The 22,153-nt window shown below is 69.4% G+C and carries 21 protein-coding genes; 13 read left to right on the plus strand and 8 right to left on the minus strand.

Annotated features, from left to right (window positions below; genetic code table 11):
• Window positions 1-127: 127 nt before the first annotated feature.
• From A4E84_RS16425 to A4E84_RS16445, 5 genes are all read left to right on the plus strand, one after another.
• Window positions 128-1,108, plus strand: a complete 981-nt coding sequence (locus tag A4E84_RS16425; protein WP_062927304.1) for a ribose-phosphate diphosphokinase — start codon at window positions 128-130, stop codon at window positions 1,106-1,108.
• Between the two features lie 187 nt (window positions 1,109-1,295).
• A complete protein-coding gene (locus A4E84_RS16430; RefSeq protein WP_062927305.1) occupies window positions 1,296-1,892 on the plus strand; it encodes a 50S ribosomal protein L25/general stress protein Ctc in 597 nt (198 codons plus the stop codon).
• Between the two features lie 68 nt (window positions 1,893-1,960).
• Window positions 1,961-2,563: an aminoacyl-tRNA hydrolase gene (gene pth / locus A4E84_RS16435; RefSeq protein ID WP_062927306.1), complete on the plus strand. Its 603-nt coding sequence runs from the start codon at window positions 1,961-1,963 to the stop codon at window positions 2,561-2,563.
• 54 nt (window positions 2,564-2,617) lie between these two features.
• The gene (locus tag A4E84_RS16440; protein WP_062927307.1) at window positions 2,618-3,109 is read left to right on the plus strand and encodes a hypothetical protein; all 492 of its coding nucleotides are present in this window, start codon (window positions 2,618-2,620) and stop codon (window positions 3,107-3,109) included.
• A gap of 136 nt (window positions 3,110-3,245) precedes the next feature.
• Entirely contained in the window at window positions 3,246-3,938 is a 693-nt protein-coding gene (locus A4E84_RS16445) for an LPXTG cell wall anchor domain-containing protein (protein ID WP_062927308.1), read from the plus strand.
• A gap of 66 nt (window positions 3,939-4,004) precedes the next feature.
• On the opposite strand, the gene ppc is transcribed toward A4E84_RS16445, so the two are convergent.
• The gene (gene ppc / locus A4E84_RS16450; protein WP_062927309.1) at window positions 4,005-6,737 is read right to left on the minus strand and encodes a phosphoenolpyruvate carboxylase; all 2,733 of its coding nucleotides are present in this window, start codon (window positions 6,735-6,737) and stop codon (window positions 4,005-4,007) included.
• A 294-nt stretch (window positions 6,738-7,031) separates the two neighbouring features.
• Here ppc and A4E84_RS16455 point away from each other — a divergent pair, with 294 nt between their 5' ends.
• Window positions 7,032-8,045, plus strand: coding sequence for an acyl-CoA desaturase (locus A4E84_RS16455; RefSeq protein WP_062927310.1), 1,014 nt, complete (start codon window positions 7,032-7,034; stop codon window positions 8,043-8,045).
• Entirely contained in the window at window positions 8,042-8,719 is a 678-nt protein-coding gene (locus A4E84_RS16460; protein WP_062927311.1) for a TetR/AcrR family transcriptional regulator, read from the plus strand. The genes A4E84_RS16455 and A4E84_RS16460 overlap by 4 nt, the downstream gene beginning before the upstream one ends.
• Before the next feature lie 47 nt (window positions 8,720-8,766).
• Here the strand turns inward: A4E84_RS16460 and A4E84_RS16465 are convergent, their stop codons facing one another.
• Complete coding sequence (locus A4E84_RS16465) at window positions 8,767-9,597, minus strand: trans-aconitate 2-methyltransferase (protein WP_062927312.1); 831 nt, start codon at window positions 9,595-9,597, stop codon at window positions 8,767-8,769.
• A 126-nt stretch (window positions 9,598-9,723) separates the two neighbouring features.
• Between A4E84_RS16465 and tamR the strand changes: the two genes are divergently transcribed.
• A complete protein-coding gene (tamR, locus tag A4E84_RS16470; RefSeq protein ID WP_031104594.1) occupies window positions 9,724-10,221 on the plus strand; it encodes a MarR family transcriptional regulator TamR in 498 nt (165 codons plus the stop codon).
• Here tamR and A4E84_RS16475 read toward each other — a convergent pair.
• A complete protein-coding gene (locus A4E84_RS16475) occupies window positions 10,180-10,947 on the minus strand; it encodes a LuxR C-terminal-related transcriptional regulator (RefSeq protein ID WP_033312082.1) in 768 nt (255 codons plus the stop codon). The two genes, tamR and A4E84_RS16475, sit on opposite strands and share 42 nt — an antisense overlap.
• Window positions 10,948-11,253: 306 nt before the next feature.
• On the opposite strand from A4E84_RS16475, the gene A4E84_RS16480 reads away from it, so the two are divergent.
• The 3 genes from A4E84_RS16480 (at window position 11,254) to A4E84_RS16490 (ending at window position 13,481) form a co-directional block, all read left to right on the plus strand.
• Entirely contained in the window at window positions 11,254-11,712 is a 459-nt protein-coding gene (locus A4E84_RS16480; protein WP_174569432.1) for a GNAT family N-acetyltransferase, read from the plus strand.
• A 96-nt stretch (window positions 11,713-11,808) separates the two neighbouring features.
• Window positions 11,809-12,468: a hypothetical protein gene (locus tag A4E84_RS16485; RefSeq protein WP_062927313.1), complete on the plus strand. Its 660-nt coding sequence runs from the start codon at window positions 11,809-11,811 to the stop codon at window positions 12,466-12,468.
• Window positions 12,456-13,481, plus strand: a complete 1,026-nt coding sequence (locus tag A4E84_RS16490; RefSeq protein WP_062927314.1) for a hypothetical protein — start codon at window positions 12,456-12,458, stop codon at window positions 13,479-13,481. The genes A4E84_RS16485 and A4E84_RS16490 overlap by 13 nt, the downstream gene beginning before the upstream one ends.
• Window positions 13,482-13,555: 74 nt before the next feature.
• Here A4E84_RS16490 and galK read toward each other — a convergent pair whose 3' ends face one another.
• From galK to galT, 3 genes are read right to left on the minus strand one after another with little or no spacing between them, the layout of a single operon-like run.
• Window positions 13,556-14,719, minus strand: coding sequence for a galactokinase (galK, locus tag A4E84_RS16495; protein ID WP_062927315.1), 1,164 nt, complete (start codon window positions 14,717-14,719; stop codon window positions 13,556-13,558).
• 26 nt (window positions 14,720-14,745) lie between these two features.
• Window positions 14,746-15,708 (minus strand): UDP-glucose 4-epimerase GalE, encoded by a 963-nt coding sequence (gene galE / locus A4E84_RS16500; protein ID WP_062927316.1) that lies wholly within the window; start codon window positions 15,706-15,708, stop codon window positions 14,746-14,748.
• A complete protein-coding gene (gene galT / locus A4E84_RS16505; protein WP_062927317.1) occupies window positions 15,705-16,766 on the minus strand; it encodes a galactose-1-phosphate uridylyltransferase in 1,062 nt (353 codons plus the stop codon). The genes galE and galT overlap by 4 nt, the downstream gene beginning before the upstream one ends.
• A 164-nt stretch (window positions 16,767-16,930) precedes the next feature.
• Between galT and A4E84_RS16510 the strand changes: the two genes are divergently transcribed.
• Together A4E84_RS16510 and A4E84_RS16515 are read left to right on the plus strand one after the other, a co-directional pair.
• Window positions 16,931-18,610, plus strand: coding sequence for a sodium:solute symporter family protein (locus A4E84_RS16510; protein ID WP_062927318.1), 1,680 nt, complete (start codon window positions 16,931-16,933; stop codon window positions 18,608-18,610).
• 18 nt (window positions 18,611-18,628) lie between these two features.
• Entirely contained in the window at window positions 18,629-18,946 is a 318-nt protein-coding gene (locus tag A4E84_RS16515; RefSeq protein ID WP_062927319.1) for a hypothetical protein, read from the plus strand.
• A 335-nt stretch (window positions 18,947-19,281) separates the two neighbouring features.
• Here the strand turns inward: A4E84_RS16515 and A4E84_RS16520 are convergent, their stop codons facing one another.
• Entirely contained in the window at window positions 19,282-19,962 is a 681-nt protein-coding gene (locus tag A4E84_RS16520) for a helix-turn-helix transcriptional regulator (RefSeq protein WP_079128989.1), read from the minus strand.
• 226 nt (window positions 19,963-20,188) lie between these two features.
• Window positions 20,189-22,120 carry an outer membrane protein assembly factor BamB family protein gene (locus A4E84_RS16525; protein ID WP_062927321.1) on the minus strand — a complete coding sequence of 644 codons (1,932 nt, stop codon included), beginning with the start codon at window positions 22,118-22,120 and terminating at the stop codon, window positions 20,189-20,191.
• Between the last annotated feature and the right edge of the window lie 33 nt (window positions 22,121-22,153).

Consider the following 22,153-nt stretch of genomic DNA (forward strand, 5'->3'; position numbering starts at 1 on the left):
CGATGCCTCAAACACGGCGTACGGTGATAAGTGCACACCCGCACCCCCACCAGCTGAGACGGCCTCCGGCAAGCCGGCTGCGAGGTCTCTCGCCACCCAGCTGCGACACCTCTGAGGAGACAGTGCTGTGACCGGGATCAAGACGACCGGCGAGAAGAAGTTGATGTTCTTCTCCGGCCGCGCCCACCCCGAGCTTGCGGAGGAGGTCGCCCAGCAGTTGGGTGTCGGGGTTGTCCCGACGAAGGCCTTCGACTTCGCCAACGGTGAGATCTATGTGCGTTATCAGGAGTCGGCGCGTGGCGCGGACTGCTTCTTGATCCAGAGCCACACGGCTCCGATCAACAAGTGGATCATGGAGCAGTTGATCATGATCGACGCGCTGAAGCGTGCGTCGGCCCGCTCCATCACGGTCATCGTGCCGTTCTACGGTTACGCGCGGCAGGACAAGAAGCACCGTGGGCGTGAACCGATTTCGGCGCGTCTGATCGCGGACATGATGAAGACCGCGGGTGCGGACCGGATCCTGACCGTGGATCTGCACACGGACCAGATCCAGGGTTTCTTCGACGGTCCGGTGGATCACCTGTTCGCACTGCCGCTGCTGGCGGACTACGTGGGCCGGAAGGTGAGCCGGGAGAAGCTGACGGTCGTGTCGCCGGACGCGGGCCGGGTGCGGGTGGCGGACCGCTGGTGCGACCGGCTGGGTGCGCCGCTGGCGATCGTGCACAAGCGGCGTGACAAGGATGTGGCGAACCAGGTCACCGTCCACGAGGTCGTGGGTGAGGTGAAGGGGCGCGTGTGTGTCCTGGTGGACGACATGATCGACACGGGTGGGACGATCTGTGCCGCGGCGGACGCGCTGTTCGCGCACGGTGCGGAGGACGTGATCGTGACGGCGACGCACGGTGTGCTGTCGGGCCCCGCGAGCGATCGCCTGAAGAACTCGCGGGTGAGTGAGTTCGTGTTCACGAACACGCTGCCGACGCCGGGTGAGCTGAGCGCGGACCTGGACAAGATCTCGGTGCTGTCGATCGCGCCGACGATCGCGAATGCGGTGCGTGAGGTGTTCGAGGACGGTTCGGTGACGAGCCTGTTCGACGACCAGTAAGAACCCCTGGTCGGGCTTGTGTAGATCGTTTTGGGTGCGGCCTCCCTTTCCGAGTAGACTGCTGAAGTTGCTCGGCGAGGGAGGCCGTTTCCGTTTCGGGATGCGGTTGTCCGTTATCGACGCGCTCTTCGTAGCAGGCCGTTCGTGGCCGGGTGACCACGTTGGTTTCTGACTTCGAGGAGTGACTATGTCCGAGGTGAAGATCTCCGCCGCGACGCGCACCGAGTTCGGCAAGGGTGCCGCGCGCCGTATCCGTCGTGAAGACAAGGTTCCGGGTGTCCTGTACGGGCACGGTTCGGACCCGCTGCACCTGACCCTGCCGGGTCACGACCTGCTGATGGCGCTGCGTACGCCGAACGTGCTGATCGCGCTGGACATCGACGGCAAGGCGAACGAGCTGGCGATTCCGAAGTCGGTGCAGCGTGACCCGCTGAAGGGCTTCCTGGAGCACGTGGACCTGCTGCTGGTGAAGCGCGGCGAGCAGGTCAACGTCGACGTCTACGTCCACACCGAGGGTGAGCTGGCCCCGGGTGCCTTCCTGCTGGAGCACGTGCTGAACGCGCTGCCGGTCGAGGCCGAGGCGACGCACATCCCGGAGTCCGTGACCGTCTCCATCGAGGGTCTGGCGGCCGGTGACTCCATCCTCGCCAAGGACATCACGCTGCCGAAGGGCACGACCCTGGCCGTCGAGGAGGACACCGTCGTCCTTCAGGTCCTGGCCGCGCAGGCCGAGGAGGCCGCGGAGGGCGAGGAGGCCGCTGAGGACGGGGCCGCCGAGGCCTGATCCTCTGCGTCGTCGTTTGTCGGCCGCTGTTCCCGTGCGGGGCAGCGGCCGACGCGTATGAAGGAGACATGGACGTGACGACCGATGCGGCCGCTCCCTGGTTGATCGTGGGGCTGGGCAATCCGGGGCCGGAGTACGCGGGGAACCGGCACAACGTGGGTTTCATGGTGGCCGATCTGCTGGCGGACCGGGCCGGGGGGAGGTTCAAGCGGGCCGGGCGGGCGCAGGCGCAGGTAGTGGAGGGCCGGATCGGGCCGCCGGGGCCGTCGAACCGGCGGGTGGTTCTGGCGAAGCCGATGTCGTTCATGAATCTGTCGGGTGGGCCGGTGAACGCGCTGCGGGATTTCTACAAGGTGCCGGTGGCTCATGTGGTGGCGATTCATGATGAGTTGGACATCGATTACGGGGTGTTGCGGCTGAAGCTCGGTGGTGGCGACAACGGGCACAACGGGTTGAAGTCGATGACGAAGGCGTTCGGGTCGGATTATCACCGGGTGCGGTTCGGGATCGGGCGGCCGCCGGGGCGGATGCCGGTGGCGGATTTCGTGCTGAAGGATTTTTCGTCGGCGGAGCGCAAGGAGCTGGACTACTTCGTGGACCGGGCGGCGGATGCGGTGGAGTCGTTGGTGATCGATGGGTTGGAGCGGGCGCAAAGCACGTACAACTCCTGACTTGTCCCCCGGCGAGGTTGACGGGTCGTTCAGGCATGGCCAATGATCCCGGCCATGCCTGCCCATGCCGCGTCTTCGTCCCCGGCCTCGGCCGTCGTGTTGCGGTTCGGGCGGTTCGCGGCGATGGGTACGGTCGCGGTGCTGATCCTGATCGCGGGTGTGTGGGCGTCGTGGGGTACGGCGCAGCACGTGATGCTGACGAAGGGCCGGGAGCGGGGCACGGTCGAGGTGGCGCGGTGTGGGCCGGACACGTGCTGGGGGCGGTTCACGCCGTTGTCGGAGGGGTCGCAGCCGCGGTCGCGGGTGGTGCTGGAGAAGTCGGTCGCGGTGGAGAAGGGCCGGACCTACACGGTGGTCGTGAAGCCCGGCGGTGACGACGCGGTGCGTTCGGGCCCGGCGGGGGTGTTGTACGCGTGGGTTCCGCTGGGTGGTGCGCTGTTGCTGGCGTCGGTCGTGGTGGCGGGTGGTCTGTTGCGGACGCGGGCGGCGTGGGTGCTGGCGTTGTCGGGGGTGGCGTTGCTGACGGCGGCGTTCGTAGCCGTTTGAGGGGTTGGGTCGTTCTCTTCTTCGTGGTGGGGCGAGCGTTGTGTGTTCGTGATTGACGTGTCGGCGGACGAGGCTGGAAGCTGAGCCGCCCCCTCCACATCTTCCCGCTCACTTCTCGAAGATGGACTACCTCCCCATGCGAACCCTCTCGCGTTTCGGCGCTGTGTGCGCCGCCGCTTCCGCGGTCCTTCTGATCGCTCCGGCCGCTCAGGCCAGTCCTCCCGGTGACAACGGGACGGTGAAGATCCATGACGCCTCGACGGGCGAGGAGCTGCGCCGTAACGAGCCGCATGTGTGCACGTTCTACCTGGATGCCTTCGGTTTCGACGGTGGTCAGGAGGTCGACTGGCACATCGATGCGATCCCTCCGAGTGAGAACAAGGGGGAGACGGTGAAGTCCGGTGCGCTGACGCTGGACGCCGAGGGTCACGGCCGCAGTGGGGACCTGTCGCTGCCCGACGGGCACTACAAGCTGTTCTGGAACTTCGAGGGCGAGAAGGGCTCGGCCAAGCACAAGGTGTTCTGGACGGACTGTGAGGACGAGCAGGAGCCGGGTGGTGCGACGCCGTCCGGGTCGGCTTCGCCGTCGTCCTCGTCGGGGGCGTCCGAGGCGCCGTCGGGTGAGCCGGACGGGTCGGCGTCGCCGAGTTCGTCGGTGGGCGGGGGTGGGCCGGCGTCCGCGTCGCCGTCCCCGCAGGGCGGTACGGACGGTGACCTTGCCGAGACGGGCAATGGGGCCCCGGTGGGTGTGCTGTCGGGTGTCGCGGCGGCGCTGTTGGCGGCGGGCGGTTTCCTGGTGGTCCGGCGCCGGCGGGCCGGCCGCGGCTGACGTACGGCACGACCGTGCCCCCGGACCTGAGCGAGGTCCGGGGGCACGGTCGTGTGCGGGGCCGGTTCAGCCGGTGTTGCGCAGGCCGGCTGCCACGCCGTTGACGGTGAGGAGCAGGGCGCGGGCGAGGAGCGGGTCGGGCTGTTCGCCGGCGGCGACCGCGTCGCGCTGCCGCTTGAGCAGGGCGACCTGGAGGTAGGAGATGGGGTCGAGGTAGGCGTCGCGGATGGTGAAGGTCTGCTTCAGGACGGGTGCGGCGTCGAGGAGTTCGGTTTCGCCGGTGACGCGCAGGACTTCGCGGATGGTCAGTTCGTGTTCGGCCTTGATGGTGTCGAAGACGTGCTTGAGCTCGTCGGGGACGAGGGTGTCGACGTAGTGCTGGGCGATCCGCAGGTCGGTCTTGGCCAGGGTCATCTCGACGTTGGAGATGAAGTTGCGGAAGAAGTGCCACTGCTGGTGCATCTCGTCGAGCACGGTGTCGAGGCCGGCTTCGCGCAGGGCCTTGAGGCCGGAGCCGACGCCGAACCAGCCGGGGACGATCTGCCGGGACTGGGTCCAGCCGAACACCCAGGGGATGGCGCGCAGTCCGTCGAGCGAGACGCCGGAGCCGGGGCGTCGGGAGGGCCGGGAGCCCAGGTGCAGGTCGGCGAGCTGGTCCACCGGCGTCGATGCGAGGAAGTACGTCGGCAGGTCGGGGTCCTCGACGAGGCGTCGGTAGGCGGCGTGGGCGGCGTCGGAGACGACGTCCATCGCGGCGTCCCAGCGGGCGAGGGCCTCGTCCGACTGGCGGGGGGCGGTGTGCAGGGCGGAGGCCTGGAGGGTGGCCGCGACGGTGAGTTCGAGGTTCTCCCGGGCCAGGGACGGGATGAGGTACTTGTCGGAGATGACCTCGCCCTGCTCGGTGACCTTGATCTCGCCTTCGAGGGTGCCCCAGGGCTGGGCGAGGATGGCGTCGTGGGTGGGGCCGCCGCCGCGGCCGACGGTGCCGCCGCGGCCGTGGAAGAGGCGCAGGCGTACGCCGTAGCGGTGGGCGACGTCGCGCAGGCGGCGCTGGGCGCGGTGGATCTCCCACTGGCTGGTGGTGATGCCGCCGAACTTGGAGGAGTCGGAGTAGCCGAGCATGACCTCCTGGACGTCGCCCCGGAGCGCGACGAGGCGCCGGTAGGACGGGTCGGAGAGCATGTCTTCGAGGATGGTGTCGGCGGCCTTGAGCTCGTCCGTCGTCTCCAGCAGCGGGACGATGCCGATCTTGGCCCAGCCGGCGTGGAGGTCGATGAGGCCGGCTTCGCGGGCGAGGACGGCGGCGGCGAAGACGTCGTCGGCGCCCTGGCACATGGAGATGATGTAGGACTCGATGACCTCGGGTCCGAAAACCTCCAGGGCGCGCTTGACGGTGCCGAAGACGCCGAAGGTCTTCTCGCCGGGCGCGTCGACGGGGGCCGGGGTGGGGGCGAGGGGCCTTCTGGACCTGAGCTCCTTGGCGAGGAGCTTGGCGCGGTAGTCGCGGGGCATGTCGGCGTAGCGCCAGGATTCCTCGCCGAGCCGGTCGAAGAGCTGGCCGAGGGCGTGGTGGTGGGCGTCGGCGTGTTCGCGGACGTCCATGGTGGCGAGCTGGAGGCCGAAGGCGGCGAGGGTGCGGATGGTGCGGGCGAGGCGGCCGTCGGCGAAGAGGCCGCCGCGGTGCTCGCGCAGGGAGCGCTGGATGATCCGCAGGTCGTCGAGGAGTTCGCTGGTGCCGAGGTAGTCGCGGCCGTCGCGGTGGGGGGTGCCCTTGGCGAGGCGCTTCTTGGTGTTCTCCAGCTTCTGCCGGATGCAGGTGGCCTTGAGCCGGTAGGGCTCTTCGGCGTTGAGGCGCTTGTAGCGGGGGCTGATCTCGGGGAGGTTCTCCAGGTCGGCCTGGAGGGAGGTCAGCAGTTCCTCGGTGGCGCCGGCGTAGCGGATGGAGTTGGAGAGGAAGCCGCGGAGTTCGTCGATGGTCTCCAGGGCGTCGTTGATGCCGTGCTCGTGCTGGAGGATCAGGACGTCCCAGGTGACCTGGGGGGTGACGTTGGGGTTGCCGTCGCGGTCGCCGCCGATCCAGGTGCCGAAGGTGAGGGGGCGGGTGTCGTCGGGGAGCTTGACACCGGCGCGCTCCAGTTCGGCGGTGAGGTCCTCCAGGACGTCGCCGACGGCGTTGGCGTGCAGCTCGTCGAGGTAGTAGATGGCGTTGCGGGCCTCGTCGGCGGGCTCGGGGCGGACCACGCGCAGTTCGTCGGTCTGCCAGACGAGGTCGATGTTCTCGGCGAGGCGGGTGTCCAGGCGGCGGCGGTCGGATGCGATGACCGGGGTCTCCAGGAGCGCGGCGATGCGCCGGAGCTTGTTGAGGACGGAGCGGCGGGCGGCCTCGGTGGGGTGGGCCGTGAAGACGGGACGGACGTTGAGGTTGGCGACCGTCTCGCGCAGGTGCTCGGGGTCGGCGTCCTTGAGCCGGTCGGCCGTACGGGCGAGGAGTCCGCCCTCGGCGGCGCGGCGGGCGCGCAGCTCGCGGCCGCGGTGGACCTGCTCGGTGACGTTGGCGAGGTGGAAGTAGGTGGAGAAGGCGCGGACCAGCTTGGCCGCGGTGTCGAGTTCGGTGCCGCGCAGCAGCTCGGCGGCGGCCTCGCCGTCCTCTCGGGTGAGGCGGCGGACCTTTTCGACGAGTTCCAGCAGCTCGGGGCCCTCTTGGCGGACGAGGGTCTCGCCGAGGAGGTCGCCCAAACGGCGGATGTCGGCACGCAGCTCACTGCTCGTCGTCGTGGTCTGGTCGTCGGCACTGCTCACAGGTGCGGCTCCTTGCAGTGTTGAAGCTCGTCTGGGAGGGGAACCCGGACGGCGTCTCGCGCGGCGGGGCGCCGCATACGGTCCGGACATCCGGGAGGAAATCAGAGCGGACCGCGCTGTCCGACCGACTCCAGGATAGGTGTCGGCCGTGACGCGCAGGCTCGTGGGCTCTTGCCGCCGGGCGACGCACTGCCATACTTACGATGCCGTAGGTTACGGACCCGTAGGAAGCACGTCACGGTTCCCGTGCTCCGGCCACTCCCTCTCCATCCACATACCCCCCAGGGGACGCGTATGACCAGTAGCTCCGACGTGATCGACACCGCCTCTGAGGCGCCCGGTCAGGCCACCGACGCCGCATCCGCCACGCTGGGCGGCGAGAAGAAGCGGTCCATCGAGCAGATCGCCCTGCTCCTCTTCATCACCGTCCCGTTCGTCGCGCTGCTGGCGGCGGTTCCGCTGGCGTGGGGATGGGGGGTGAGCTGGCTGGACCTCGGTCTGCTGGTCTTCTTCTACTACCTCGGGTGTCACGGCATCACGATCGGCTTCCACCGTCACTTCACCCATGGGTCCTTCAAGGCCAAGCGGCCGCTGAAGATCGCGCTGGCGATCGCGGGGTCGATGGCGGTCGAGGGTCCGCTGGTGCGCTGGGTGGCCGATCACCGCAAGCACCACAAGTTCTCCGACGCGGAGGGTGACCCGCATTCGCCGTGGCGGTTCGGGGAGACCCTCCCGGCGCTGATGAAGGGCCTGTGGTGGGCACACATCGGATGGATGTTCGACGAGGAGCAGACGTCGCAGGAGAAGTACGCGCCGGACCTGATCAAGGACAAGACGCTCCGGAACATCTCCCGCCAGTTCGCGCTGTGGACGGTGGTGTCGCTGGCGCTGCCGCCGCTGATCGGCGGTCTGGTCACGATGTCCTGGTGGGGCGCGTTCACCGGGTTCTTCTGGGGTTCGCTCGTCCGGGTGGCCCTGCTGCACCATGTGACCTGGTCGATCAACTCGATCTGCCACGCGGTGGGCAAGCGGCCCTTCAAGTCGCGTGACCGTTCGGGCAACGTGTGGTGGCTGGCGGTCCTGTCCTGCGGTGAGTCCTGGCACAACCTGCACCACGCCGACCCGACCTCGGCGCGGCACGGCGTGATGCGCGGCCAGCTGGATTCGTCCGCCCGGCTGATCCGCTGGTTCGAGATGGCGGGTTGGGCGTACGACGTGCGCTGGCCGTCACGCTCCCGTATCGATTCGCGCCGTAACACCGGGGAAGGCGGCTCCCCGCGCGGGAAGGAGCCCGTCGAGGCGGCATGATGGTCGCTGTGGCGACCGACTCGAGCAGCACCCCAGGCAATGACAAGCCGCGGCGAGCGCGTCGCACCCGGATGACCGGTGCCGAGCGCCGTCAGCAGCTGCTGGAGATCGGTCGCACGCTCTTCGCTGCGAAGGGGTTCGAGGGCACGTCGGTGGAGGAGATCGCGGCGAAGGCCGGGGTCTCGAAGCCGGTGGTGTACGAGCACTTCGGCGGCAAGGAAGGACTGTACGCGGTCGTCGTGGACCGTGAGATGCGGCGTCTGCTGGACATGGTGACCAGCTCGCTCACGGCCGGTCACCCTCGCGAACTGTGCGAACAGGCGGCGTTCGCCCTGCTGGACTACATCGAGGAGTACACGGACGGGTTCCGCATCCTGGTCCGTGACTCCCCCATCCCCCAGTCGACGGGTTCCTTCGCCTCGCTGATCTCGGACATCGCCACCCAGGTGGAGGACATCCTGGGCCGCGAGTTCAAGAGCCGCGGCTTCGACCCCAAGCTGGCGCCGCTGTACGCCCAGGCCCTGGTCGGCATGGTCGCCCTGACCGGCCAGTGGTGGCTGGACGTGCGCAGGCCGAAGAAGGCCGAGGTGGCCGCGCACCTGGTGAACCTGGCGTGGCACGGCTTGGACGGGATAGAGGCCAAGCCGCACCTGATAGGGCGCCGCAAGGCCTGATCCGGGACGATGGCGCACCGTCCCGGCCGACGTGACCGGGGCGGTGATCAGTCCTGCCTGCGGGCGACGGCGAACACCCGGCGGAACGGGAACGGTGTGCCGTGCGGGCCGGCCGGATACGCCTCGCACAGGGCCGCCCGGTACTCGGCGACGAAGGCCTCCCGCGCCTCGGGCTCGTCGGCGAGGGCGGTCAGCACGGGCCGCAGTCCGGTCCCCTTCACCCAGTCGAGCACCGGGTCCTCGCCCTGGAGCAGATGGATGTACGTCGTCTCCCACACGTCGGCCGCGCAGCCGAGGGGCGTCAGCCGCTCCAGGTAGGCCCCGGGATCGAGGACGGCGTCGGCGTGGCGCAGGATGCCGTCGAGCCGGTCCCGCCAGCGCGGGGAGGCGGCGAGTTCGCGCATGAGCCGGTGGCTGGGGGCGTCGAAGTTGCCCGGCACCTGGAAGGCGAGGGTGCCGCCCGGCTTCAGCCCGGCCGTCCAGTCGGCGAACCGTTCGGCGTGCCCGGGCACCCACTGCAGCGTGGCGTTGCTGACGATCAGGTCGAACGGCTCGCCCGGCGTCCACGTCCGTACGTCGGCGTGGCCGAAGTCGAGACGCCCGCCGCCCGAGGTCGGCCCCTCGTGATCGACGTGGGCCTTGTCGAGCATCTCGGGCGAGTTGTCGTAGCCGGTGATCAGGGCGGTGGGCCAGCGGGCGGCGAGCAGTGCGGTGACGTTGCCGGGGCCGCAGCCGAGGTCGGCGATGCGGGGACGGTCTGCGGGCGGCTGCGTGGGCAGGTCGGGGACGCGGGCGAGGAGGTCGGCGAAGGGGCGCGCGCGGTGGCCGACGTGCCGGAGGTACTGGGCGGGGTCCCAGGCGGGGACGGCTGCGGGCATGGGTCCTCCTGGTGTCCTGGTGGTGCCGTACGGGACGCACACCCAGCGTGATCGAGAATCTATCTCGATGTCAAGAAACTAGACATCAAGAGACTCTACGTCGACACAACCACTACACTGATCGTCATGGAGGACGAGGTCGATCGGCTGGTCGCAGCGTGGCGCCGGGAGCGCCCGGACCTCGACGTGGAACCGCTCGAGGTACTCAGCCGTGTGAGCAGACTGGCCCGCCATCTGGACCGGGCCCGGCGGCTGGCGTTCTCGGAGCACAACCTGGAGCCGTGGGAGTTCGACGTCCTGACGGCCCTGCGCCGCGCGGGCACGCCGTACCAGCTCTCGCCGGGACAGCTCCTCACCCAGACCCTGGTCACCTCGGGCACGATGACGAACCGCATCGACCGCCTGGCCAAGAAAGGCCTGGTGGAGCGGCTCCCCGACCCCAGTGACCGCCGCGGCGTCCTGGTCCGGCTGACGGACGAGGGACGGGACCGCGCGGACCAGGCCCTGGCGGGTCTGCTGGCCCAGGAGCGGGCGATCCTCGCGGAGCTCTCCCGAGCCCAGCGCGGCGAACTGGCGGGGCTGCTACGCCAGCTGACCGCCCCGTTCGACAACATCCCCGGCTAGGTCCACGGGCCCGACCCCGGCCCGCCGCGCCAGCGCGACCGCGGCGAGGGTGGAGTGGACGCCGAGCTTGCCGAGGACGTTCTGCATATGGGTCCGTACGGTGTGCGGCGACAGGTACAAGCGCTCGGCGACCGCCTTGCGCCCCAGCCCCGCCACCATGCACCGCAGCACTTCCCGCTCACGCGGAGTGAGGGACTCGACGAGCCGCTCGCTCTCGGTGCGGTGCTTGCGGGCCGCGGTGAGCTCCCGCAGTACGCCCGTCAGCAGGGCGGGAGGCAGATGGGTCTCCTCCCGCAGCACGCCCCGGATGACCGTGAGCAGCCGGGACAGCGAGCAGTCCTTGGCGACCCACCCCGAGGCACCGGCCTGCAGGGCGAGCGCGGCCCGCCGCGGATCGTCCTTCTCCGCGAGCACGACGATCCGTACGTTCGGCTGCGCCGAGCGCACTCCTGTGACCAGGGAGATCCCGTCGACGAGCCCGTCCTCGTTGCCCTCCTGCACGGGGACGGCCGGGCGGGCGCCCGGCACCTTGCCGCCCAGATCGGCGTCCACGAGCAGCACGTCGAACCGCCGCCCCTCGGCGACCGCGCGCTCCAGGCTGCGCAGCGCGGCCGGACCGCTGCCGGCCGCCGAGACGTCGACGTCGGGCTCGGCTGCCAGAGCCGCCGCGAGTGACTCCGCGAAGATGCGATGGTCGTCGACGACCAACACTCGGATGCGAACCACGAAACCCCCTTCCCCGAGCTCCCGAAGAGCAGGGGCTACCCCATCACCGGAGGATGACACCGCGCGGGTACGACGCCGGAGTGTCCGGATCTGCCGCGCCGACCGTCGGTCGTTGCCGCAGCAGCCTGTTCGGGTCGCCGCAGCCGCACGGCCGCCGCCGTGCAGTAACCGCTACCCCACCCCGGGCGTCGTACCCGGCTGTCTCGCCCCCTGATCGGCACCGGCCCCCACCGGTGCTGTTCATCAGAGTACGGACGGGGGCCCGGAGCGGAAGGTTATTTGCAGAACTGACTGTCCGACGCGTTTATGGTGTGCCGCATGTTCCGTCTTGAGACAGAAGTCGACAAGGCCCGACGTGATCTGCTCCGCACACGCCTGCGGGAGACGAACACGGCCGCCTCTCCGGTCCTGCGCGCTCTGCGCGGGACTCCGGACGAAAGGGACGCCCCCTTGCATGTGTGGGCTGTGAACGACGGCGACGACGATCTCGCCGGCGGCCTGGTCGGCCACACCTGGGCGACCTGGCTCCACGTGACGTACCTCTGGGTCGCCGAACGCCATCGCGGCAGGGGCCTGGGTGCGCGGTTGCTCGCGCAGGCGGAACACATCGCGACAACGTCCCGCGGCTGCCGCGCGGCCCGCCTGGAAACCTGGGACTTCCAGGCCCCGAGGTTCTACGAGAAGCAGGGGTACGAGGTGGTGAGCGTGATCCCGGACTATCCGCCGGGGATCACGGAGTACGCGTTGACGAAGAGGCTGGGCTGATCTGCGAGTGCGAAGCCCTCGATGACGTGCCACCGTCATCCACCGATAGCGTTGGTTCGCTTGAGCTATCCCCCCACATGATCAACGGGAGACACAGTGAACCGCCCCGCCCGGCTCGTGACAGCCGCGCTCACCGCATCCGCGGCCCTGCTGCTGACCGCCTGCGGCTCGGGGGGAGGTGACGGTTCGTCATCGTCCGACAAGATCGCCGGAGCGGATCCGGGTGACAAGGCCTCTGCTCCGCCTTCGGCTTCGGCGTCTGCGGACGGGATCGACCGGCCGGAGATCAAGCTGCCTGATGACATGAAGCTTGTCTTCGAGGGGCAGCAGACCGGCGACGCCGTCAAGGACGCGATCCTGGCGGACAACGAACGTGCCGTCAGCACCGTTTGGCAAGCCGTGGCCTCCGGCGATCTGAAGAAGTCGGGCATGGGCTTCTACTACACGGACACCGCACTGAGGGGCGTTTACAACTACGCGAAGGACAACAACGCCAGGAAGACCAGCTGGGCCGGCACCCTGCGCTACTTCGATCGCCAGGTGACGGTGTTCGACAAGACGTCGGCGGCATTGACGTACTGCGTCGACGAGAGCAAGGCGAACGTCAAGGACCTGAAGACGAAGAAGGTGAAGGTGGTCGAGACCTCGCCTGACAGCTACGTGTACTACAACGCCAGCGTGAAGAAGGACAAGCAAGGCGTCTGGCAAATCTGGAGCCTGCACGAGGACCGCGGTTCCCAAAGGTGCCAGCCGTGACCCAACGCGTGGCGCTGGTTGCCCTGACCGCCGCGATGCTCTTCCTCGGCGTGGACACAGCCGTCGCTGGAGGTATCGGCAGCAACGGAGAGCAAGCCGAGGAAACGTCTGGTGACTCCTCAGGCCCCATGCTGGAGTCGCGCGTCAGCTTCAACGTGAAGGGCGGCGTCCCCTCGAAAGACAGTGGCCCGATCACGTCCGCCGCCGTGGACTGGGAACCGCCGGCCTGCTGGTACGAGCCCTACTGGAAGGCCAAGGACTTCAAGACCTACACCGAGGCCAACTGGTCGATCTACGACTCGGTCGGTGGTGCGCCTGCGGGCGTCGCGGACGACAAGGCGCGCTACAGGGAGGGCCGCCCCTACAAGAACTTCAACGTCGACAAGAACGATGAGGGCATGTGGTGGGTCGCCGTCAAGAATCCGAAGATGGTGGATGAGCCCGCCGCCGGAAACTGTAAGCGCGACCCCTTCTGGGTCGACACCGGTGAGAACCCCGGCGTCCCCCAGGCCATCGACACCGAGACCCTCGCCGGGCTCGCGCACCAGCGCACCGTCGTTCCGCCGACCAGGATCTCCCTGGCGCCGAACGCCCGGTCGACGGTGAACGCGCCCACCTGGGTCTGGCTGGACAAGGGCGCCTTCAAGCCCGTGTCCGTCACGGCGAGTCTGCCCGGCACCGGGCTGTGGGCGACGACGACGGCCAAGCCGGTGAGCCTGCACCTCGAACCGGGAACGGCGGACGCGGAAACCCTGCCCGCGTCCGGTGAGTGCCTGATCAACGAGGACGGCTCCATCGGAGAGCCGTACGCCCGGGGCAAGGGGGAGCTGACGCCTCCGTGTGGCGTGCGGTACCTGCGCTCGTCGGGAGACGGCACCTACGGCCTGGAGGCGACTCTCACCTGGGAGATCACCTGGGAAGGCGCGGGCGGCACGGGCGGGGACCTGCCCGACGGAACGTTCGCCACCACCACTCAGGTGCCGGTCCAGGAGATTCAGTCCGTCAACCGCTGACCCGGCACGAGGGGCGAGGGGGTGATGAAAGCGGCGCCCTCATGGGGACGAGGGTGCCGCCGTCGTCGGGTCTGTCAGCGCAGACGGCGGGCTCCCGCCGACGGGACCGCTTCGAAGACGCGCGGAGCCGTGAAGCCCGCCGCCGCGAACGCCTCTGTCACCGCCTTGGTGATGGCGTCCACGTCCGGCTCCTCCGCGAGGACGATCGCCGAGCCGCCGAAGCCGCCGCCCGTCATGCGCGAGCCCAGGGCGCCGGAGGCCAGGGCCGTGTCGACGACCAGGTCGAGTTCGGGGCAGGAGATGCGGAAGTCGTCGCGGAGGGAGGCGTGGCCCTCGATGAGGACCGGGCCGATCGCGCGGGTCTCGCCCGTCTCCAGGAGGGAGACGACCTGTTCGACGCGTGCGTTCTCCGTGACGATGTGGCGGACCAGGCGGCGGACCTCCTCCTCGTCGCCCAGGCGGGCGAGCGCCGCGTCCAGGTCGGCGTAGGGGACGTCCCGGAGCGCGTTGACGCCCAGCAGGTCCGCGCCCTTCTCGCAGCCGGCCCGGCGCTTGCCGTACTCGCCTTCGCTGTGGGAGTGCTTGACCTGGGTGTCCACCACGAGGAGGCGCATGCCCTCGGCCGCCAGGTCGAAGGGGATCTGCTTCTGGGAGAGGTCACGCGTGTCGAGGAACAGGGCGTGGCCGGCCTCGCAGCAGGCCGACGCCGTCTGGTCCATGATGCCGACGGGGGCGCCGACGTAGACGTTCTCCGCGCGCTGGCACAGGCGGGCCAGCTGCCAGCCGCGCAGGCCGAGGGAGAACAGGTCGTTCAGGGCCAGGGCGACGACGACTTCCAGGGCCGCCGACGACGACAGGCCCGCGCCCGACGGGACCGTGGAGGCGAGGTGGATGTCCGCGCCCGTGACGGCGTGGCCTGCCTCGCGCAGGGCCCAGACCACGCCCGCCGGGTACGCCGTCCAGTTCTTGTCCGACTCGGGGGACAGGTCGTCGAGGCGGAGTTCGGTCACTCCTCCCTCCACGTCCGCCGAGTGCAGGCGCAGCACGCCGTCCGCACGGCGTGCCACCGCCGCCACCGCCGTGTGCGGCAGGGCGAACGGCATGACGAAGCCGTCGTTGTAGTCCGTGTGCTCGCCGATGAGGTTGACGCGACCCGGCGCCGCCCACACACCGTCCGGTTCGGCTCCGTACAGCTCGCTGAAACGGGAGGCGACCGTCTGCGCCACAGCCTCGCTCATGCCTGACCCCTGACCTTCCGTACGTTTTAGTTGCCGCGCCGCTGCGCGAAGTCCCACGCGTCCGCGACGATTCCCGCGAGGTCCGCGCGGGACGGGTTCCAGCCCAGCTTCTCGCGGGCCGTGGCCGCCGAGGCCACCAGGACCGCCGGGTCGCCGCCCCGGCGTGGGGCGACCACCTCCGGGATCGGGTGGCCGGTGACCGTGCGGACCGTTTCGATGACCTCGCGGACCGAGAAGCCGTTGCCGTTGCCGAGGTTGCAGATCAGGTGTTCACCGGGGGTGGCGGCCGTCAGGGCCAGCAGGTGGGCCTCGGCCAGGTCCGCGACGTGGATGTAGTCGCGCACGCAGGTGCCGTCCGGCGTCGGGTAGTCGTCGCCGAAGACGGAGATCGCCTCGCGCCTGCCCTGCGCGACCTGGAGGACCAGCGGGATCAGGTGGGACTCGGGGTCGTGGCGCTCGCCGTACGCGCCGTACGCCCCCGCGACGTTGAAGTAGCGCAGGGAGACCGCGCCCAGGCCGTGCGCGGCGGCCTCGCCCGTGATCATGTGGTCGACCGCGAGCTTGGAGGCGCCGTAGGGATTCGTCGGGGACGTGGGCGCCGACTCGACGATGGGGACCTGCTCCGGCTCGCCGTACGTCGCCGCCGTGGAGGAGAAGACCAGCGTGCGGACGCCCGCCTCGCGCATTGCGGCCAGCAGCGCCATGGTGCCGCCGACGTTGTTGTCCCAGTACTTCTCGGGCTTCACGACCGACTCGCCGACCTGCGAGAACGCCGCGAAGTGGAGCACGCCGTCGAAGGAGGAGTCCAGCCACTTGGCGGCGTCGCGGATGTCGCCCTCGACGAACGTCGCGCCCGCGGGAACGCCCTCGCGGAAACCCGTGGAGAGGTTGTCGAGGACGACGACCTCGTGACCGGCCTCCAGCAGGTGCTGTGCGACCACGCTGCCGACGTATCCCGCACCGCCCGTCACCAGGTACTTCCCGCTCATGAACTCGCTACCTCTCGCAGTCGCTCGGCCGCGCGCTCCGGCGGCACGTCGTTGATGAACACGTTCATGCCGGACTCGGAACCCGCGAGGAACTTCAGCTTGCCGGAAGTGCGGCGGATGGTGAAAAGCTCGAGGTGCAGCGCGAAGTCCTCACGCACCACCCCGTCGAACTCCTCCAGCGCGCCGAACGGGGCCTGGTGCCAGGCCGCGATGTACGGCGTCGGGGGTTCACCCTCACCGAAGATCCGGTCGAAGCGCCTCAAGAGTTCCAGATAGACCTTGGGAAACTCTGTGCGCGCGCCTTCGTCCAGCCCGAGCAGGTCGGGCACGCGGCGCTTGGGGTACAGGTGGACCTCGTACGGCCAGTGCGCCGCGTACGGCACGAAGGCCACCCAGTGTTCACCCTCCAGGACGACACGCTCACCGGCGAGTTCACGCTCCAGGACGGCGTCGAAGAGGTTCTCCCCGCCGGTCATCTCCTTGTGCGTCGCGGCCGACCGGAGCATCAGCGCGGTGCGGGGCGTGGTGAAGGGGTAGGCGTAGATCTGCCCGTGGGAGTGCTGGAGGGTGACGCCGATCTCGGCGCCCCGGTTCTCGAAGCAGAACACCTGCTCGACGGCGGGGAGATGGGACAGCTCCGACGTGCGGTCCGTCCAGGCCTCCAGCACCAGGCCCGCCTGCTCCTCGGTGAGCTCGCCGAAGGACGCGTTGTGGTCGGAGGTGAAGCAGACGACCTCGCAGCGGCCCGAGTCGCCGGCGAGCGAGGGGAAGCGGTTCTCGAAGACGACGACGTCGTACGACGAGTCCGGGATCTCGCTCAGGCGATCGCCCTCGGAGGGACACAGGGGGCACTCGTCGGCCGGGGGGTGGTAGGTGCGGCCCTGGCGGTGCGAGGCGATGGCGACGCTGTCGCCGAGGAGGGGGTCGCGGCGGATCTCCGACGTCGTGACGGTGCGGTCCAGCGGGCGTCGGTCGGCCGCGTCCCGCACGCTGTCGTCACGCAGGTCGTAGTAGATGAGCTCGCGACCGTCGGCCAGCCGGGTCGAGGTCTTCTTCACGCCGGACTCCTTGTCCTTCAAACAGAACCCAACATACCAAAACACAAGTCACCACAATCGTCAACATCACAATCAAACAAAGAACATCAGAGGGCGGGTTCAACGACTGAATGCGGAGAAGTGGATTCCGCGAGGTGTCAGTTCCCGCAACAGAGCGAGGGCTCATGCAAACCCCCACCTATCTGTCAGCCGAGCTGCGACTCCCCACGAACTGGCTCGACTACACGATCCTCGGCATCTACTTCGTCGTCGTCCTCGGTATCGGCTTCGCCGCCCGCCGCTCGGTGAAGACCAGCCTCGACTTCTTCCTCTCCGGCCGTTCCCTGCCCGCCTGGGTCACCGGTCTCGCGTTCATCGCGGCCAACCTGGGCGCCACCGAGATCCTCGGCATGGCCGCCAACAGCGCCCAGTACGGCGTCTACACGACGCATTGGTACTGGATCGGCGCCATCCCTGCCATGGTCTTCCTCGGCCTGGTGATGATGCCCTTCTACTACGGCTCCAAGGTGCGCTCGGTCCCGGAGTTCCTGCTGCTGCGCTTCGACAGGGCGGCCCACCTGCTCAGCTCGGTCCTCTTCGCCTTCGCCGCGATCCTCATCGCCGGCGTCAACCTCTACGCCCTGGCCATCGTCGTCGAGGCGCTGCTGGGCTGGCCGGAGTGGGTGGCGATCGTGGTCGCCGGGTTCTTCGTGCTGGCGTACATCACGCTCGGCGGCCTGTCCTCGGCGATCTACAACGAGGTCCTGCAGTTCTTCGTCATCCTCGCCGCGCTCATCCCGATCGCGGTCCTCGGCCTGAAGAAGGTCGGCGGCTGGGGCGGCCTGTCGGACTCCCTCACCGAGAGCCGCGGCGCGGACTTCATGACGTCCTGGGGCGGTACGGGCATCGGCAGCGACAACCCGCTGGGCGCCAACTGGCTGACGATCGTGCTGGGTCTCGGCTTCGTCCTCTCCTTCGGCTACTGGACGACGAACTTCGCCGAGGTGCAGCGCGCGCTGTCCGCGAAGAACCTCTCGGCGGCCCAGCGCACCCCGCTGATCGCCGCGTTCCCGAAGATCTTCATCGTGTTCCTGGTGATGATCCCGGGCCTGGTCGCCGCGGTCCTGGTCCCGAAGATCGGTACCCCCGGCTCCGACCTCCAGTACAACGACGCCATCCCCTACCTGATGGAACAGCTGCTGCCCAACGGCGTGCTGGGCATCGCCGTCACCGGCCTGCTCGCGGCGTTCATGGCGGGCATGGCGGCGAACGTGTCGTCCTTCAACACCGTGTTCACGACGGACATCTGGGCGAAGTACGTCGTCGGGGGCCGCGAGGACGAGTACTACGTGCGCTTCGGCCGGCTCATCACGGCGATCGGTGTCCTGGCCTCCATCGGCACGGCGTTCCTCGCGCGGTCGTTCTCGAACATCATGGCCTACCTGCAGACGCTGTTCTCCTTCTTCAACGTGCCGATGTTCGTCGTGTTCATCATCGGCATGTTCTGGAAGCGGGCGTCCATGAAGTCCGGCTTCTGGGGGCTGCTCGCGGGCACCACCGCGGCGATGGTCAACTACTTCGTCCTCTACAAGCAGGACATCGTCGACATCCCCTCCGACCAGGGGGCCAACTTCGTCTCCGCGATCGCGGGCTTCGTCGCGGGCGCGGTGGTGATGGTGGCGGTGTCGCTGTTCACCGCGCCGAAGCCGGCGGAGGAGCTGCAGGGGCTGGTCTACGGCACGACCTCGCCCGGCTTGGCGGAGCCGCCGGCGCCCGGGGACGAGGCCTGGTACCGCAAGCCGGCGCTGCTGGGCTGGAGCGCGGTCGTCCTGGCCGCGGCCTGCTACATCCCGTTCTCGTTCTGACCGAGGGAGGATTGACAGATGTCCGAGTTCCACTCCGACAAGGACGTGCAGCGGGAAGTCACCGAGCTGCAGGGCAAGTCGGCGACCGCGGCACGGCTGTTCGACATCCGGCGGATCATCGGCGGGCTGTTCGTGGTCTACGGCGTCATCGTCACGATCGCGGGGTTCACGGCGTCCGACGCGGACATCGACAAGGCGGAGGGGGTGAACATCAACCTGTGGACCGGGCTGGGAATGCTGCTGCTGGGTTTGTTCTTCCTGGTGTGGCTGAAGCTGAGGCCGGTGGCTCCGCCGCCGCCAGGGGTTGAGCCGGAGGACGACGAGCGGGTGGAGTGACCCGGCCGCGATGCCGCTGAGGCCGGGTGGGTCCACAACCCGGCGTGGCGGGGGGCCGCTGCGCCCACCCTCCCCCAAGCTCTCGGCTTCGCTCGGGCAGGGGGACCCCCAGCGCCCTCAGCGGCACGCATGCCCGCAGCTAGGGCGGGCCGCACCCGCCGTCGTACGCAAGGGGACGTGTCGGGGGGTGTCCGCCCGCAGCGGTTGGCGCGGCAACGCCAGTCAGTCGGTATGACACCCCATCGCGCCGTTCCGAGGACGGACCCCCCGGCGCGGCCCCGACCCACCACCGGCGAGAAGGCGAAGGCGCGCACGCCCACCACCGATCAGACGGCTCACGGCTCCCGGGACACCGGACCCGCCCTGTCCAGCAACCCCGTCCGTGCCGCCAGTGCCGCCGCCTCCAGGCGTGAGCCCACGCCCAGTTTCATCAGGACCCGCTGGACGTGCGTACGCGCCGTCGACGGTGCGATGCCCATGCCCGCCGCGATCAGGCGGGTGTCCTCGCCGTCCGCGACGCGGACCAGGACCTCGACCTCCCTCGGCGTGAGCATGGACAGCAACCGCTGGCCCTCGTCGTCCGGCTGGGCCGCCGGGTTGAGCAACTCGCTGAACGCTCCCTGCAGCAGCTGCGGCGCCACCGCCGCCTCTCCCGCCCGCGCCTTCATGATCGCCCGCTCGACACCCTCTATGCGCTCATCGTGCCGGACATAGCCGGAGGCCCCCGCCGCGAACGCCGCCGCGATGCCCCGCGGGCTCGGCACCGGCCCCAGCACCAGCACCGCGACCTGCGGCCGCTCCCGCTTGATCCGCACCACCGGGTCGAAGATCCCCGGCTCCGCCGGCGCCGCCGTCCCCAGCAGGCACACCTCCGGCGCCCGCGTGATCACCAGCTCCGCCGCCCCCGCGGCCGGCGCTGCCGCGGCGAGCACCCGGTGCCCCCGCAGCTTCAGCGCCGAAGCCAGCGCCTCGGCCAGCAATCGGTGGTCGTCGACCACCATGAGCCGCACTCCCATCGAGCAACCCCCCAGTCACCCCAGCCCCCCATGGAAGCCCCCCGGCTCCCCCGCCTTCATGCCCCCGGAAGCTACACGCTTGTTCGACGTTGCGCTCCCCCTACCCGCGAGAATCGCCCCGGATCGCCGAAATTCCTCTCATTCCAGGTTGACCGCGCCAAACACGAACGGTCCCGCCCCTGAACAGGGACGGGACCGAAGCGAACCTCAGTCGATCACCAGACGATCAGCTCGTTCCGAAACCGACCGCCAGGTACTCCTTGTCCCGCACCGTCGACCGCTTGCTCGCGTACACCTTGGACATGAAGAGGTGCCCCTCGGCGTACAGGAACTCGGAGTACTCCGGCGACATGCTGGTCTCCACGTCGCGCACGGCGTCCGTGGCGGGGTTCTGCAGCAGCGTCGTCTCCTTGAAGCCGGTGCCGGAGATGCTCACGACCTGTCCGCCCTTGTCGTACGGGGGACGCTTGTACGCGATCAGGTTGCCGCCGTCCATGCGCAGCGGCGAGATCGTGTAGCCGTCGCCCGCGTCGGCCCGCTGCCCGGTCTGCTTGCCGGTGGCGAGGTCGAAGGCGACGATCTCGTTGGTCCGGCTGTACTTGCCGGTGCCGTCGTGCTCCTCGGTCGGCAGGTAGAGCCGGTCGTTGCCGACGGCCAGCAGGTTGCAGGCCTCGACGCGGGTGATGCCCTCGCAGCGGGCCGCGAACTGCTCGCCCGGCGCGGAGATGCGCGTGCGCAGCTTGCCGGTCTTGCTGTCGATGGAGAAGAAGTCGGAGATGCCGCTGCCGTCGCCCGCGGAGTCGCCGACGTCGGCGGCCACGACCAGCGGGTTCGTCGACACGATGCTCGCGTACTCGATGCCCTCGGTCATCTTGTACTCCGAGATCACCTTCCCGGACTTCGGGTCGATGGTCTGGACGTGCAGCTGCCGCTGGTCGTAGGAGCCGCACTTGCGCACCGCGACCAGCTTGTCGCCGCCGCCGTACCCGGCGTCGTAGCAGGAGTCGGCCGGCTTCGGGCTCCACAGGAGCTTGCCGGAGACGTCGAAGGCGGCGCCGCCACTGGTGCTGCCGACGGCGACGGTCTTCCCGCTGAGGGTGATGTTGTCGAAGTTGATCAGCTGGTCACCGGTCTTGACCGTCTTGGTCCACAGCCTCTTGCCGGCGTCGAGGTCGATGAGCGCGATCTGGCTGCACCCGTGCGAGGGGTCGGCCTTGGTGGGCATCGCCGGCTGGTAGAGGACCGCCGTGAGGTTGTCGTCCGTGACGTGACGGCTGGCCTGGCAGACCGGGCCGGCCAGCGGGATCTTCCACAGCTCGCCGCCCTTGTCGCGGTCGTACCCGACGATCCTGGCGATGCCGCTCTTGACGTACGCCTTGTCGGTGAGCCACGAGCCGGAGACGACGACCGTGCTGTCGTTCTTCACCTCGGGCGCCGGGACCTGGAAGAGGACCTTGGCGCTGGGGTCGGACGGCGCCTTCTCCTTGCCGGAGGTGGTGCCGCCGTTGTCGTCGTCCGTGCCGCCGGTGCCGCCGCTGGAGGAGGCGGTGTCGTCCTTCTTGCCGTCGTCCTTGCCGGACGAGGCGTACCAGACACCGCCACCGATGATCAGGGCGATCGCCACGACCGCGGCGACGATGATCAGCATTTGCGCGTTGAACTTCTTGCCGCCGCCCGGCTGTCCGGCCTGCGGCGGGTGCGGCATGGTCTGCTGCGGATAGCCGTAGCCGGGCTGCTGCCCGTACCCCGGCTGCCCGAAGCCCGGCTGCCCGTACCCCGGCTGTCCGTACCCCGGCTGTCCGTAAGGCGCTTGCTGCGGCTGCCCGTACGGGCCCGGCTGCTGACCGGGGTAGCCGTAGCCGGGCGGGGTCTGCGGGGCCTGCGGAGGCTGGGGCGCCGGAGCCCCCTGCGGATACCCGTAACCCGCCGGAGGCTGGGGCGGGTTCTGCGGGGCGGCCGACGGAGGCGTCTGCGGTGTCTGCGGCGCTGAGGGTGCCTGGGGATAGCCGTATCCCGGCTGCGGGGCCTGGCCGAGGTCCGGACCGGCCGCGGGCGGCGGGGTCTGCGGCGGCTGGTCCTGGGGCGGCTGGTCCTGGGGCGGCCCGAAGCCGCCCCCCTGCGGGGGCTGCTGGGGCGGCGGGGGCGGCGGCTGGGTCATGGCGTGGGTACCTCGGAGAAGGGGACGGACGAC

Origin of the sequence: Streptomyces qaidamensis (genome assembly GCF_001611795.1) — a bacterium.
GTDB classification, from domain to species: domain Bacteria; phylum Actinomycetota; class Actinomycetes; order Streptomycetales; family Streptomycetaceae; genus Streptomyces; species Streptomyces qaidamensis.

Bases quoted from the DNA above. Each gene is read 5' to 3' on its own strand.
- tamR (WP_031104594.1), top strand. From the start codon at position 9,724: ATGGAGGACGAGGTCGATCGGCTGGTCGCAGCGTGGCGCCGGGAGCGC.
- A4E84_RS16515 (WP_062927319.1), top strand. From the start codon at position 18,629: ATGTCCGAGTTCCACTCCGACAAGGACGTGCAGCGGGAAGTCACCGAG.
- galK (WP_062927315.1), bottom strand. From the start codon at position 14,719: ATGAGCGAGGCTGTGGCGCAGACGGTCGCCTCCCGTTTCAGCGAGCTG.
- A4E84_RS16440 (WP_062927307.1), top strand. From the start codon at position 2,618: ATGCCTGCCCATGCCGCGTCTTCGTCCCCGGCCTCGGCCGTCGTGTTG.
- A4E84_RS16525 (WP_062927321.1), bottom strand. From the start codon at position 22,120: ATGACCCAGCCGCCGCCCCCGCCGCCCCAGCAGCCCCCGCAGGGGGGC.
- A4E84_RS16480 (WP_174569432.1), top strand. From the start codon at position 11,254: ATGGTGTGCCGCATGTTCCGTCTTGAGACAGAAGTCGACAAGGCCCGA.
- A4E84_RS16445 (WP_062927308.1), top strand. From the start codon at position 3,246: ATGCGAACCCTCTCGCGTTTCGGCGCTGTGTGCGCCGCCGCTTCCGCG.
- A4E84_RS16460 (WP_062927311.1), top strand. From the start codon at position 8,042: ATGATGGTCGCTGTGGCGACCGACTCGAGCAGCACCCCAGGCAATGAC.
- A4E84_RS16430 (WP_062927305.1), top strand. From the start codon at position 1,296: ATGTCCGAGGTGAAGATCTCCGCCGCGACGCGCACCGAGTTCGGCAAG.
- A4E84_RS16510 (WP_062927318.1), top strand. From the start codon at position 16,931: ATGCAAACCCCCACCTATCTGTCAGCCGAGCTGCGACTCCCCACGAAC.
- pth (WP_062927306.1), top strand. From the start codon at position 1,961: ATGGACGTGACGACCGATGCGGCCGCTCCCTGGTTGATCGTGGGGCTG.
- A4E84_RS16455 (WP_062927310.1), top strand. From the start codon at position 7,032: ATGACCAGTAGCTCCGACGTGATCGACACCGCCTCTGAGGCGCCCGGT.
- A4E84_RS16520 (WP_079128989.1), bottom strand. From the start codon at position 19,962: ATGGGAGTGCGGCTCATGGTGGTCGACGACCACCGATTGCTGGCCGAG.
- galE (WP_062927316.1), bottom strand. From the start codon at position 15,708: ATGAGCGGGAAGTACCTGGTGACGGGCGGTGCGGGATACGTCGGCAGC.
- A4E84_RS16465 (WP_062927312.1), bottom strand. From the start codon at position 9,597: ATGCCCGCAGCCGTCCCCGCCTGGGACCCCGCCCAGTACCTCCGGCAC.